This window comes from Rhizobium sp. SG2393 (assembly GCF_042610495.1).
Taxonomy (GTDB): domain Bacteria; phylum Pseudomonadota; class Alphaproteobacteria; order Rhizobiales; family Rhizobiaceae; genus RU20A.
This window is the reverse complement of the sequence record NZ_JBHGAP010000008.1, coordinates 82,116-96,164: the sequence shown is the minus strand read 5'-3', so window position 1 is coordinate 96,164 and position 14,049 is coordinate 82,116. Positions and strand designations below refer to the sequence as shown.

The 14,049-nt window shown below is 64.9% G+C and carries 10 protein-coding genes; 4 read left to right on the top strand and 6 right to left on the bottom strand.

Annotated features, from left to right (window positions below; translation table 11 throughout):
• Position 1: 1 nt before the first annotated feature.
• The 5 genes from edd to ACED18_RS15960 form a co-directional block, all read right to left on the bottom strand.
• The gene (gene edd / locus ACED18_RS15980; RefSeq protein WP_377294006.1) at positions 2 to 1,822 is read right to left on the bottom strand and encodes a phosphogluconate dehydratase; all 1,821 of its coding nucleotides are present in this window, start codon (positions 1,820 to 1,822) and stop codon (positions 2 to 4) included.
• Between the two features lie 79 nt (positions 1,823 to 1,901).
• Positions 1,902 to 2,600, bottom strand: coding sequence for a 6-phosphogluconolactonase (gene pgl, locus ACED18_RS15975; protein ID WP_377294004.1), 699 nt, complete (start codon positions 2,598 to 2,600; stop codon positions 1,902 to 1,904).
• A 10-nt stretch (positions 2,601 to 2,610) separates the two neighbouring features.
• Entirely contained in the window at positions 2,611 to 4,089 is a 1,479-nt protein-coding gene (zwf, locus tag ACED18_RS15970; protein WP_377294002.1) for a glucose-6-phosphate dehydrogenase, read from the bottom strand.
• Positions 4,090 to 4,178: 89 nt separating this feature from the next.
• The gene (locus ACED18_RS15965) at positions 4,179 to 5,465 is read right to left on the bottom strand and encodes an NAD(P)/FAD-dependent oxidoreductase (protein ID WP_377294000.1); all 1,287 of its coding nucleotides are present in this window, start codon (positions 5,463 to 5,465) and stop codon (positions 4,179 to 4,181) included.
• A gap of 123 nt (positions 5,466 to 5,588) precedes the next feature.
• The gene (locus tag ACED18_RS15960; RefSeq protein WP_377293998.1) at positions 5,589 to 7,019 is read right to left on the bottom strand and encodes a glutamine synthetase family protein; all 1,431 of its coding nucleotides are present in this window, start codon (positions 7,017 to 7,019) and stop codon (positions 5,589 to 5,591) included.
• A gap of 136 nt (positions 7,020 to 7,155) precedes the next feature.
• On the opposite strand from ACED18_RS15960, the gene ACED18_RS15955 reads away from it, so the two are divergent.
• From ACED18_RS15955 to ACED18_RS15940, 4 genes are all read left to right on the top strand, one after another.
• Positions 7,156 to 8,340 (top strand): NAD(P)/FAD-dependent oxidoreductase, encoded by a 1,185-nt coding sequence (locus tag ACED18_RS15955; protein WP_377293996.1) that lies wholly within the window; start codon positions 7,156 to 7,158, stop codon positions 8,338 to 8,340.
• Between the two features lie 232 nt (positions 8,341 to 8,572).
• A complete protein-coding gene (locus ACED18_RS15950) occupies positions 8,573 to 8,710 on the top strand; it encodes a hypothetical protein (RefSeq protein WP_377293994.1) in 138 nt (45 codons plus the stop codon).
• A gap of 204 nt (positions 8,711 to 8,914) precedes the next feature.
• Positions 8,915 to 11,443 (top strand): methyl-accepting chemotaxis protein, encoded by a 2,529-nt coding sequence (locus ACED18_RS15945; protein ID WP_377293992.1) that lies wholly within the window; start codon positions 8,915 to 8,917, stop codon positions 11,441 to 11,443.
• Positions 11,444 to 11,583: 140 nt separating this feature from the next.
• A complete protein-coding gene (locus ACED18_RS15940) occupies positions 11,584 to 13,419 on the top strand; it encodes a methyl-accepting chemotaxis protein (protein ID WP_377293990.1) in 1,836 nt (611 codons plus the stop codon).
• 343 nt (positions 13,420 to 13,762) lie between these two features.
• Here ACED18_RS15940 and ACED18_RS15935 read toward each other — a convergent pair whose 3' ends face one another.
• The gene (locus tag ACED18_RS15935; protein WP_377293988.1) at positions 13,763 to 14,038 is read right to left on the bottom strand and encodes a hypothetical protein; all 276 of its coding nucleotides are present in this window, start codon (positions 14,036 to 14,038) and stop codon (positions 13,763 to 13,765) included.
• Positions 14,039 to 14,049: the final 11 nt, after the last annotated feature.

The window sequence follows — 14,049 nt, the reverse complement described above, 5'->3', positions numbered from 1 at the left end:
GTCAGTGGAAGAAGACGCTGGCGCCGTTGTCGGCCGTGCCGGTCGCGGCGCGGAAGGGCTGAAAGAGTTCGCGGCCCATGCCGAATTCATTGCCGGAAAGGTCCGCCGTCGCGGCCGGGCGTGCGGCAAGCTCTTCCGCCGGCACCAGCACCTCGATCGTGCCGGCGGTGGCATCGAGCCGGACGATGTCGCCTTCCCGGATGCGGGCGATCGGTCCGCCATCGACGGCTTCCGGCGTCAGGTGGATCGCGGACGGCACCTTGCCCGAAGCGCCCGACATGCGCCCGTCGGTGACGAGCGCCACCCGCTGGCCGCGGTCCTGGAGAATGCCGAGCACGGTGGTCAGCTTGTGCAGTTCCGGCATGCCGTTCGCCTTCGGCCCCTGGAAACGCACGACGGCGATGAAATCCCCTTCGAGCGTGCCGGCCTTGAAGGCGGCCTGCAACTCGCCCTGATCGTGGAAGATCTTGGCTGGGGCTTCGATGACATGGCGGTCGGCCTTGACGGCGGAGATCTTGATGACGGCCTTGCCGAGATTGCCGGTCAGCATCTTCAGGCCGCCGGTGGGTTGGAAGGGCTTGTCGACTGTGGTCAGCACCTTCGGGTCAGCGCTTTCGGCCGGGATTGGCTCGCGCCGCACGGTGCCGTTCTCGCCGAGCTTCACGTCGATGGCGTAGGCGTCGAGCCCCTGGCCGAAGACGGTGCGCACATCCTGGTGCAGATAGCCGGCCTTCAGGAGCTGAGCGATCAGGAAGCCCATGCCGCCGGCGGCGTGGAAGTGGTTCACATCCGCAAGCCCGTTCGGATAGACGCGGGCGAGCAGCGGCACCACGTCGGAAAGCTCGGAAATATCCTGCCACGTCAGCGCGATGCCGGCCGAACGCGCCATGGCGACGAGGTGCATCGTGTGGTTGGTCGAGCCGCCGGTGGCGTGCAGGCCGACGACGCCATTGACGATCGAGCGCTCGTCGATCATCTCCCCGGCCGGCGTGAACTCGTTGCCGAGCGCGGTGATCGCGAGTGCACGCTTGGTCGCTTCCCTGGTCAAAGCGTCGCGCAGCGGCGTGTTGGGGTTGATGAAGGAGGCGCCCGGCATGTGCAGGCCCATGATCTCCATCAGCATCTGGTTGGAATTGGCCGTGCCGTAGAAGGTGCAGGTGCCCGGCCCGTGATAGGACTTCGATTCCGCCACCAGCAGTTCGTCGCGGCCGACCTTGCCTTCGGCAAAGAGCTGGCGCACCCGCGCCTTCTCGTCGTTCGGCAGGCCCGATGTCATCGGTCCTGCCGGGATAAAGATCGCCGGCAGGTGGCCGAAGGTCATGGCGGCGATCATCAGGCCGGGCACGATCTTGTCGCAGACGCCGAGGTAGACGGCCGCGTCGAACATGTTGTGCGACAGGCCGACGCCGGCCGCCATGGCGATCAGGTCGCGGGAAAAGAGCGAGAGTTCCATGCCCGGCTGTCCCTGGGTCACGCCGTCGCACATGGCCGGCACGCCGCCGGCCACCTGCGCCACGCCGCCGGCTTCCTTGGCCGCCTCGCGGATCAGGGCCGGATAGGTTTCGAAGGGCTGGTGGGCCGAGAGCATGTCGTTATAGGAGGTGATGATGCCAAGGTTCGGCACCTGGTCGCCGGCCAGCGCTTCCTTTTCGGCGGGGGAACAGACCGCAAAGCCGTGGGCGAGATTGCCACAGCCGAGCACCGAGCGATGCACCGATTTCGAGGCCGCATTGCGCAGGCGCTCCAGATAGGGCTCGCGATAGGGCTTCGAACGCTCGACGATGCGGGCGGTGATCGCGGCAATACGGCTATCGACGGACATGATCCAACCTTTCCGGAAGCGATCGGCGCTTCCTCAGACATCAGAAACAGGCAAATGCGGGCTCAGGCGCCGAAGGCGCTCAGGGAGCCCAGTAAATTTCGACCGGCGAGGCGGCGCGCCTGAGCACGGCCCGGATCGGCATCTCGGCTTCCGGCCCATCAGTCTCGGCCTTTTCCAGCACGTCCTTCTTGCCGTTGCCTTCGATGTGCAGCACCAGAAGGCGGGCATCGGCAAGGGCGCTGAAGGTAAAGGTCAGGCGCGGCTCACCGGCGCCTTCGGCTTCCATGGTGATCACGCCGCGTGCCGTCGTCGGGTCGAGCGCTTCGGCAAGGCGCGATCCGCCGGGGAAGAAGGACGCGGTGTGCCCGTCCGTCCCCATGCCAAGGATCGCCACATCGAAGGGATGGGAGATATCGGCCGTCGCCCCGCTGGCGTCGGCTGCGGCTTCCTCTGCCGTCTCGCCGGCATGGTAGAGCGGCACGAACACGGCGGCGCCGGCGGCATTCTGCAGCAGGTTTTCGGCCACCAGCTTGTGGTTGGAGCGGTCGCTGTCCGGCGGCACGAAGCGTTCGTCCACCAACGTCACCGTCACCTTCGGCCAGTCGATGCCGGCCGAAGAGAGCGCCTTGAAGAAGGCTTTGGGCGTGGAGCCGCCGGAAACGGCGAGCGAAGCGCGGCCGCGGGCGGCGATGCCGGCCGACAGCGCTTCCGCCACGCGGGTGGCCAGAGCATCCGCGAGCGCCGCTCCCGTATCGAAAGAATTCAGCTTCGCCGTCATTGTCCCTGCCTCAGATCACTTCATGCCATGTGCGGCCGTCGCGCTCGATGAGCGCGATCGACTGGCTGGGGCCCCAGGTGCCGGCCGTATAGCCCTGCACCTTCTGCCCGGTTTCGTCCCAGGCCTTCAGGATCGGATCGATCCACTTCCACGCGGCTTCCACTTCGTCGCGGCGCATGAAGAGCGTCTGGTTGTTTCGGATGACATCGAGCAGCAGCCGCTCATAGGCGTCCGCATTGCGGGCCGCGAAGGCCTCCGCAAAGCTCATGTCGAGCGAGACGTTGCGCAGGCGCATGCCACCCGGGCCCGGATCCTTGATCATCAGCGACTGTTTGACGCCTTCGTCCGGCTGCAGGCGGATGATCAGCTGGTTGCTCTCGATGCGGCCGGCCGCCGCATCGAAGATCGAATGCGGGATCTGCTTGAAGGTGATGACGATTTCCGACATGCGGCCCGTCATGCGCTTGCCGGTGCGGATGTAAAAGGGCACGCCCGCCCAGCGCCAGTTGCCGATCTCGGCCTTGATGGCGACGAACGTCTCCGTGTTGGAAACACCGCCCTCCAGCTCGTCCAGATAGCCCTTGACCGCGCCGCCCGAAGACGCGCCGGCGCGATACTGGCCGCGCACCGTCAGGCGCTCGACATTTTCGGCCGTGATCGGCTTCAGCGCCCGCAGCACTTTCAGCTTCTCGTCGCGCACGGCGTCGGCAGCCATGGAGGAGGGGGTTTCCATGGCGACAAGGCAGACGAGCTGCAGAATGTGGTTCTGCACCATGTCGCGCAGCGCCCCGGCCTTGTCGTAATAGCCGGCCCGGCTTTCGAGGCCGACGGATTCGGCAACGGTGATCTGCACGTGGTCGATATACTGTGCGTTCCACAGCGGCTCGTAGAGCGCGTTCGCAAAGCGCAGCGCCATCAGGTTCTGCACCGTCTCCTTGCCGAGATAGTGGTCGATGCGGAAGATCTGCTCTTCCTTGAACACCTTGCCGATCGTCTCGTTGAGTTCGAGCGCCGAGGCGAGGTCGCGGCCGATCGGCTTTTCCACCACGATGCGGGTCTGCTTGGTGATCAGCTTGTTGTCGCGGATGCGTTCGGAAATATCGCCAAAGATGGCCGGGGCGACGGCGAGATAGAAGGCGCGAACCTTCTCCTTGCCGCCATCATCGAGCAGCGCCTTCAGCTTGTCCCAGCCGCTGTCCGACTTGGCGTCGACGGAAACGTAGAAGAGCTTGGAAACGAAGGCTTTGACCTGGGCTTCCTGGTACTCGTCCGCCTTCAGGTGCTCCTTCAGCGCGTCGGTCGCAAACTTGCGGTATTCCTCATGCGTCATGGGGGTGCGCGAGGCGCCGATGATGCGCGTCGGATCACTCAGCTGGCCGGCCAGCTGGCGCTGGTAGAGCGCGGGAAGGAGCTTGCGCTCGGCAAGGTCCCCGTTGCCGCCGAAGACGACGTAATCGAAAGGTTCAACGGGAATGATCTGGCTGCTCATGGGCGTTTCTGTCCCCTGCTGTTCGGAACGATATATAATCTAATCGATTTAAAGACGCTAGTGCTGCGACGCAAAATTTTCGCCGGCGCTCAGAATCGGTCGCGCAGGGCGTACCAGCTGAGCGCGACAAACAGAAGAAGCGGCCGGAAACCTGGACCGCCCGGAAAGGCGGGAATTTTCATCTCGGCCAGCATGTCGAGTTCGGTCGTCTTGCCGGCCACCATATCGGCATAGAGCTTGCCGCAATAATTTGACAGCATGACGCCGTGGCCGGAATAGCCGCCGACCGACATCACGTTCGGCATGACCTCCTTGACGGAGGGCCGCCGCGACATGGTGATGCCGACGGACCCGCCCCAGGCATAGTCGATCTCGACATCCTTCAGCGCCGGATAGATCTCCGCGATCTGCCGGCGGATCGGTCCGTCCATGTCGGCGGGATTGTCGGCGGTGTAGGCCTCGCGCCCGCCGAACAGCAGGCGGCCATCCCGCGACTTGCGGAAATAGCGCACGACGAAGCGGGAGTCGGAGATCGATTCATTGCCCGGAATGACATCGGGATGGTCGCCGAGCACGCGTGTGGCGCCGATGAAGGAGCGGATCGGCATGACATGGCGTGCCGTCACCGGCTCCAGCCGGCCGATATGGCCGTTGCAGGCGATCAGCGCCTTCTCGGCCGTGATGGTGCCGTTTGGCGTGGTGATGACGACCTTGCCTTCGACGGTGCGAATATCGGTGGCCGGCGTCTGTTCGAAGAGCGCAACGCCGGACGCCGCCGCCACGCGCGCCAGTCCCACGGCCAGCTTCATCGGGTGGATATGGCCCGTACCGGCATCGCGGTTGCCGAAATGGTAGAAGCTCGATCCGGTGCGCTCCACGGTTTCGGCGCGCTCCATGAACCTCAGATGAGGATAGTCGTAGCGCTCGGCGAGGATGCGGGCGTTTTCGCGATAGTCCTTCTCATAGGCCGGCTTGTGGCTGACGGAGAGATGGCCGGGCATGAAGTCGATGTCGATCGCATGGTTGCGGGCAAAGTCGAGCAGGTGGCGCTTGGCGTTCTCTGCCATGGCAAAGAGCGCGCGGGAGCGCTCCAGCCCCAGCTCCGCTTCCGCCTCTTCCGGCCACCAGCGCTGGCCGGTTCCGAGCTGCCCGCCATTGCGACCGGAAGCGCCGTCGGCAATCCGGTGCGCCTCGATCAGCGTCACGTCGATACCGTGGCGGGCAAGGTTCAGCGCTGCCTGGAGGCCGGTGAAGCCGCCGCCGATGACGGCGACCGAGGTCTGGCGCGAACCGTCCATGGCCGGATAGGCCGGGCGATCGGGAACCGTCGCCTCGTACCAGGAAATGCCGGGTGAAATCGGGCTTTGCCATGCCATGGGTCTGATATCCTTCACCGATGCGGCGCGCGGCGATGGCCGTGCGTCGCCGGGATGTGGTCTTTCCGCCGATGTAGAGGCTGGATGTCCCGGCCGCAACCGGCGGCCGGGAACGCTCCACATTTACACGTTCAGCAGCAGGAATTCGCGCTCCCAGGGGCTGATCACCTGCATGAAGGTCTCGAATTCGCCGCGCTTCACGCCGGCATAGAGGCCGATGAATTCAGGGCTCAGAACCTCGCCCAGCCGGTCGTCGGATTCGAGAAGGGAGACGGCTTCCAGCAGGCCGCGCGGCAGCTCGATCGTGCCGGCATTGGCCGTGTCTTCCGTCGGCGGGCTTGGCTCCACTTCGTGGATGATGCCGAGAAGGCCGCAGGCAAGGGACGCAGCCAGCGCGAGGTAGGGGTTGGCATCCGAGCCGGGCAGCCGGTTTTCGATGCGCCGCGCCGCCGCATCCGAGATCGGGACGCGGAAGGCGGTGGTGCGGTTGTCGTAGCCCCAGGCGTTGTTCACCGGCGCCGACATTTCCGGCATCAGGCGGCGATAGGAGTTCACATAGGGCGCCATCATCGACAGCGTCTTCGGCACGAAGGCCTGCATGCCGCCGATGAAGTGGAAGAAGGCGTTGGATGCCGTGCCGTCGGGGTTCGAGAAGATGTTCTTGCCCGTCTTGATGTCCACCACCGACTGGTGGATGTGCATGGCAGAGCCTGCCTGTCCCTGCATGGGCTTGGCCATGAAGGTGGCATAGATGCCGTGCTTCAGCGCCGCCTCGCGGATCGTGCGCTTGAACATGAACACCTGGTCGGCAAGCTCGATCGGATCGCCGTGGCGCAGGTTGATCTCGAGCTGGGCCGGGCCTTCCTCGTGAATCAGCGTGTCGATCTCCAGACCCTGCTTTTCCGAGAAGTGGTAGATGTCGTCGATGAGTTCGTCGAACTCGTTGATGCCGGCGATCGAATAGCCCTGTCCGCCCAGGATGGAGCGGCCCGAGCGGCCCTTCGGCGGATGCAGCGGGTAGTCCGGATCCTCGTTCTTCGCGACGAGGTAGAATTCGATTTCCGGCGCCACGACGGCCTTCCAGCCGCGCTCGGCATAAAGGCGCATCACGTTCTTCAGCACGTTGCGCGGCGTATAGGCCACATGGTGCCCCTCGGTGTCGACGACGTCGCAGATCACCTGTGCGGTGGGGTCGGTCTCCCATGGCACGACGGAGAGCGTCGAAAGGTCCGGCATCAGCTTCAGATCGCTGTCGCGCGGCTCGTAGCGGAAGTTGCCGGTCTCTTCCGGATATTCGCCCGAGATCGTGTGGCGATAGAGCGCGGAGGGCAGCGCCAGCGAGGTGTTCGAGGTGAACTTGGAGGACGGCATCATCTTGCCGCGGGCAACGCCGGCAAGGTCGGGCGTGATGCATTCGATGTCTTCGATGCCGCGGTAGCGCAGCCAGTCGGCCGCATCCTTCCAGGTCTTGACGCCGCGGGGTGCAAGAAGCGTCGCAGCAGGGGTTTTCGAAGTCTTTGCCGCCGGGTTCTGGGCAGTTTTCTTCGAGGGCATAAATCACCGTTTGTTGTTGCGGATGAGCTCATCATAGCCAGAGTTCCGGCCTTGGCTAGGGTCATTCCGCCGCGTAAGGAGGCGCTTGACGGCGAAATCGGCGCAAAAACGCGCGCGGCAGGCGAGACGACGGGACATGGTAAAACAGCACGATATCGTGATTATCGGGGCCGGTGCGGCGGGCATGATGTGCGCCGTCGAGGCCGCCCGCCGCGGTCGTTCCGTACTCGTCATCGACCATGCGAAAGCGCCGGGCGAGAAGATCCGCATCTCCGGCGGCGGACGCTGCAACTTTACCAATATCCACTGTTCGCCGAAGAACTTCCTTTCCGCCAATCCGCATTTTGCGAAGTCGGCGCTCGCCCGTTACACCCCGCAGGATTTCATCGCCCGTCTCGCCGGCCACGGCATCGCCTGGCACGAAAAGACGCTCGGTCAGCTCTTCTGCGACGACAGCGCCCGCCAGATCGTCGATATGTTCGTGGCCGAGATGCGGGAAGCAGGCGCCGAGCTTCGCCTCGCCACCGCCGTGGAGCAGGTGGAGGCCCGCGACGGCCGCTTTCATCTGCGTCTTGCGGATGGCGTGGTGACGGCCGAAAGCCTTGTCGTGGCCACCGGCGGCAAGTCCATCCCCAAGATGGGGGCGACCGGCTATGCCTACCGGCTGGCAGAGCAATTCGGCCTCGCGGTCACCGAGACCCGGCCGGGCCTGGTGCCGCTGACGCTCGATCCGGCTCGGCTGGCCGACTGGGCCCCGCTCGCCGGTCTCGCCCTGCCGGTCACGGCCCGCGCGGCGAAAGCTTCATTCCGCGAGGCCATGCTCTTCACCCACCGCGGCCTCAGCGGCCCGGCCATCCTCCAGGCTTCCTCCTACTGGCGCGAGGGAGAGGATGTCTTCCTCGACATTGCCCCCGATATCGACCTTGCCGAGGGTCTGCGCCAGGCCAAGAAGGCAAACGGCCGCCAGACGCCGCTGACCGCGCTCTCCGATCTCCTGCCGCGCCGTTTCGCCGAATGGGTCGCCGCCGACGCCGGCCTGCCGCAGAAGCCGCTGGCCGATATGCCCGACCGCGCGCTTGAAGCGCTCGCCGCGCGCCTCCGTCCGCTGGCGGTCCGTCCGGCAGGTTCGGAAGGCTATCGCACGGCAGAGGTCACGCTGGGCGGTGTCGATACCGCAGGCCTCGATTCCAGAACGCTGCAGGCAAAGGCAGTGCCCGGCCTGTTTTTCATCGGCGAATGCGTGGATGTGACGGGCTGGCTTGGCGGCTATAATTTCCAGTGGGCCTGGGCATCGGGCCATGCGGCAGGGCAGGCGGCCTGATCGTCAACACTGGCGGTGTCCGGGTAGGCGCGCGTTCAAACTATTTTAAGGTTCAAGGCACAGTCTGGATGTCTGCCGGTGCGGCCGGCTGACGAAAGCGGAAACCTGTGGCGGTGCGAGGCCGCTGCGACGAAGGTTCCCCTTGCGGCTTCGGGCCGAGCATGATGTGCTGCCGGATACGCCGGATGAACCGGTTCGGTGTAAACCTGTTCGCCAGAGCCAGGAGAGACGCATGACCACCCGCCGCAAGCCCCGTGCCATTGCCATTGCCCGCACCGACGACCGCCGCGACCGGGTGCAGCGCCTCTATCTCCTGACGGTTCTTGCCGGCGTCACGCTGGCTGCTGTCGCCATGCTGGTGACCGGCTGACCACTAAAAATTAAGTACGAACTTAGACAATTATTAAGCGCACCAGTCGATCCTACCTTTGACTGGGACTCCTGACCGGCCGGTGACAGGCCGCGCGAGCGCTGCACGCATCGGTTGCCGGGCTGGAGTTCGCAGAGATTGGCGTGGCGCAAGCCACGCGCGAGAAAGGAAGCGCGGCTGCTGCGCTTTCGGTAGGAGCGACACATGCTGATCGACAAGGTTCTGGCGCGTTTCCGGATCCACACCAAGGTCATCTTCTTCATTCTGCCCTTTGTCATCAGCATCAGCGCTGTCGGCATCACCGGGCTTTATGCGTCCGGCATGCTGCAGGGACGCATGGAGATTTCCAACAGCGTGCTGCAGTCGCTGAGCGGCTTCAAGGCCGTCTATACGGGCATGAGCGACTTCCTGCGCAACACCACCGAAGACAACCGCAAGGCCGTTGCCGACACGATCGCGACCCAGCGCGGCGTGCTCGAGGAGACGCTGGCGCAGGTCACCGACGAAAAGAGCCGCGCCGAGCTGCAGCAGGCGATTGCCGGAAGCGACAAGATTGGCGGCAGTGTCGATGGTCTCTGGAAGCTCTACGAGGACGAGCGCGCCCTGCGCGAAACCGTGACCGCGACGCTCCAGAAGCTCATCGCCGCCCAGCAGAGCATTCTTGCCTCCGCCACCAGCCTGGAGACGCAGGTTCGCCTCGACGAAAGCGCCGCCAAGGACAGGCTGCGCGAAGCGGAGCGGCTGAATGCCGGTGCCGAGACGCTGTCCACGCTCGCCTCCGATTTCGCCAAGCAAAAGGCGCCGGACGCCAAGATCAAGCTTGTTGTCGACCAGCTTCCCGCCCTCGAGAAGCTGCATCGCCGTGTGGCGCCGCTGATGCCCGACAACCAGAAGGCCGTCGCCGACACGCTGCGCAAGACACTGGACGAGATGAAGACGCTTGCTGCCTCGGGTGACCTCAGCGAGGAAAACGCCCAGGCCATCGGCAAGCTGATCGCCCGCTTCCGCCAGACCACGATCCAGCTCCAGTCGGCCGCCGTCGTCAAGATGCGCGACGCGACGAAGACCTTCCGCGAGCTCGATCAGCCGCTGGAAAAGGCTGCGGCCGTGCTTTCCGGAACGCGCAGCGTGGTCGACGCAACCTTCAACATCCGCATTGCCGCTGCGAGCTTCCTCGACAGCGTGACGGCAGAAAACCGGGCTCGCCTCGTCACCGAGTTCAACCCGCTGAACATGGAAATCGACACGCTGGCCCAGGCCGCCGGTGATCTGCCCTTCTTCAACGAGCAGGTGCGCCCGATCAAGGAACTGGTGCTGACCCTCGACAAGAATGCCGAAGCCCTGGTCGCCATCAGCGCAGCCCGCCAGAAGGAATTTTCCGCCGCTGCCGACGAGATCAACACGATCTGGGGCCTGCTGACCACCTTTGCGGAAAACCAGAAGCAGACGGCATCGGTTGAATCCGACAAGGCCAACCAGGTCTCGCTGGCGGCAACCATTGCCGGCGTTCTCATCGCCATGCTCGCCGGCGGCGCGCTTGTTCTCACGCTCAAGGGGCCGATCGGCCGGATCACCGACGCCATGCGCCGCCTGGCGGAAGGCCGCCTCGACACGGCCATCGACGATGGCGCCCGCAGCGACGAGATCGGCGACATGGCCCGCGCCCTCGGCATCTTCAAGGAAAATGCCCTCTCCAAGGTGCGCATCGAGGCCGAAAGCGCCGAGCAGCGTGACCGCGCCGACGCCGAGCGGGCCCGCAACGACGCCGAAAAGCGGGATCTGGACGCCCAGATCGACTTCGCCGTCAGCCAGCTTGCCGCAGGCCTTGGCCGCCTGGCGCAGGGCGACCTTTCCGAGAAGATCGAAACGCCCTTCATGACGCGCCTGGAGCCGCTGCGCATGGACTTCAACGGCTCGCTCAATCGCCTGCGCGACACGATCGGGCAGATCCAGACCAATGTGGCGGCCATCCAGGGCAATGTCCGGCAGATGTCGTCCTCCACCGACGATCTCTCGCGCCGGACCGAAACCCAGGCCGCCTCGCTCGAAGAAACCGCCGCAGCGATCAATGAAGTCACCACCAATGTCCGCTCCGCTGCGGAGCGGGCCCGCGAGGCCAATGGCATCGTGGCTGAGACCCGCCAGCAGACGGATGGCTCCATCGTCATCGTGCGCGACGCCGTATCCGCGATGGGGCGTATCGAAGCCGCGTCTGAAAAGATCGGCCAGATCACCGAAGTGATCGACGCCATCGCCTTCCAGACCAATCTTCTGGCCCTGAATGCCGGGGTGGAGGCTGCCCGCGCAGGCGAAGCCGGCAAGGGCTTCGCCGTCGTCGCCCAGGAAGTGCGCGAACTCGCCCAGCGTTCGGCCGGTGCCGCCCGCGAGATCAAGCAGCTCATCAGCGCCTCGACGGCAGAGGTGGCCGGTGGTTCGCTTCTCGTGCAGAAGACCGGCGATGCGCTGGCAACGATCGGCGACCAGGTGCAGCGCATCTCCACGCAGGTGGAAAGCATTGCCGCCGCCTCCCGCGAGCAGTCCTCCGCCTTGCAGGAGGTCAATGGCGCCGTCAGCCAGATGGACCAGCTGACCCAGCAGAACGCCGCCATGGTGGAAGAGACCAGCGCCGCCAGCCGCCAGCTTGCCGATGAGGCCGACCAGTTGATGGTGCTCGTCGAACAGTTCCGCCTTGAGCGCGCAGGCGTCCGGGATTCCAGGCGCTACGCCGCCTGACAGGCGTGCCGCCTTGGCCGCGGCATGCACAACCTTATGGCACAGTCGTGCTGCCTACCAAAAACAGGGGTGGCACATTAGTGGATTTTAATCAATTTTGACGGACCATCTGGCGATACTTCGACTGTGGGAGTAACCCGATGAATCAATTCCTGCCGAAATCGATCGTCACGCGAAACGTCACTGTGACCATCTCCTTGATTGTGCTCAGCACCGTCATCGTACTGGCTGTCCTGTTCCAGAGCCTGAAAACCTCGGTGATGGCAGAATCGGTCCGCGATGCGCGCAGTGCGATGCGCACCATGGCCGTCCTCTATGCCAGCGAAGCGTCCGACGCGACCGTCTCCCTGAAGGATGGTGAGGTGACGGGCTTCGTTCAGGACCAGGTGAAGGCTGATCCGCAACACACGCTGGTCGATCAGACCGCGCAGATGATCAGCGGCGTCTCGACGGTCTTTGCCAAGCAGGGAGACGCCTATGTACGTCTCTCGACGAACGTGAAAAAGGAAAACGGCGAACGCGCCATCGGCACCAAGCTTGCACCGGACCATCCCGCCCAGGCCTTCCTGGCACGCGGCGAGCCCTATTTCGGGCCGGCAGTGCTCTTCGGCCGCGATTATGTCACCGGCTACTACCCGATCAAGAATACGGCGGGCGCGATGACGGGCGTTCTGTTCATTGGCATGCCGTCGGGAGGATATCTCGAGCGTATTGCGGAACTGAAGAGCCTGACGCTCGTGACCGGTCTCGCGGTCGCCTGCGGTCTCGGCCTTGTCGCCCTCATCTTCGTCCGCCGCCAGATCAATCCGCTGCGCAGCCTGACTGCCTCGGTCCAGGCGATCTCCGAGGGGCGTCTGGATACGCCGGTGCCGTGCCTGGAGATGACATCCGAATTCGGTGATATCGCCCGCGCACTTTCTGTGTTCCGCGACAACGCGATGGCGAAGGCCCGCATCGAACGCGAGACGGAAGAGGCCCGCGCCGAAGCGGAAGCCGAGCGGCGGGCGCGCGACGCCGAAAAGCGCAGCATCGATACCGAGATCGACCGCGCCGTTCACGCCCTGGCGGAAGGCATGGAGCGTCTGGCGCGCGGAGACCTGTCGCTCTCGATCGACACACCCTTCTCCGGCCAGATCGAAAAGCTGCGCATCGATTTCAACACCGCCATCGGCGGCCTGCGCGAAACACTCGCCGAAATCCGCGCGGGTGCCGAGACGATCCAGGCGCGCGGCGGGCGCATGCGTGATGCCGCCGACAGCCTGGCCCGACGCACCGAAACCCAGGCGGCCTCGCTGGAAGAGACCGCCGCCGCCGTCGAGGAGATCACGGTCACCGTCAGGTCCGCCGCCGAGCGCGCCGGCCAGACCAATGCGATCGTCCTCGACAGCAAGAAGAGCGCCGACAGTTCCTCCGGCGTTGTCTCGAATGCGGTTGCCGCCATGGGCCGTATCCAGGACGCGTCCAGCCAGATCGAGCAGATCATCGAGGTCATCGACGACATCGCCTTCCAGACCAACCTTCTGGCGCTGAATGCCGGCATCGAGGCGGCACGCGCCGGGGAAGCCGGCAAGGGCTTCGCCGTCGTTGCGCAGGAGGTGCGTGAACTGGCGCAGCGGACCGGCGAGGCGGCCCGGCAGATCAAGGATCTCATCGGCAAGTCGGCACGCGAGGTCGAGGCGGGTTCGCAGCTTGTCGAGGAGGCAGGCCAGGTCCTGCAGTCGATCAGCAACCAGATCGTCACGATCAGCCAGCATGTCGGTGTCATTGCAACGGCATCGGCCGATCAGTCCTCGGCCCTGCAGGGCGTCAATAGCTCCGTGGCGCGCATGGACCAGATGACCCAGGAAAATGCGGCCCTCGTGTCCGACACGGCCAATGCCAGCCAGCAACTGTCGGCCGAGGCCGATCGCCTGATGGACATCGTCGACCGCTTCCGCGTCGCCCCCGAAACCACCCGCCATCGCCGCGCCGCGTGACGTCGGAGTAAAGCCCGGGGTCATGCCCGGCACCGCAAACAAAACCGCCGCTGCCACATCCGTCGCAGCGGCGGTTTCGTCTGATCGGCAGTACGGTCAAAGCATGTCTCCTGAAAGCGTAGAGCTGTTTCACGAAAAGACATGCTGTCGAGCTGGCGCCTCGGTCGGGCGGCACCGCCAGTCCTGACGAGATGCGGAACGTCAGGTCCACGCGAGGGGCTCCTGTCGTGCGCAGGGCCCTGACGGAGAAAAGGCCGGAAAACCGTGAGGTCTTCCGGCCGTTCGGGCTTCGTTTGTCACCTCTGCTCACAGCCTCTTTCGGCCAAGCAAGAGGAACCGGGCGTCAGCCCTGGCCCTGTGTGACGATGACCGGGACCATCAGGTCGCCCCAGTTGCCGGCGCCGCCATGGTGGCGCGCGGAGCGGATGAGTTCGACGGAAACCCCGGCATCGACCGCCTTCATGATCGACTGGTTGAGGCGGTGCAGGTCGTTGGCGACCATGCGGATGGTGGCCTGCTGGTCGCTCGTCATGGCGCTGGCCTGCTCTTCGGCGCGTTCCTTGACGTGGGTCTTGATCGGGGCGGGATTGGTGTTGAGGGCTGCGGCCTGGATGGACATGGTATTTCTCC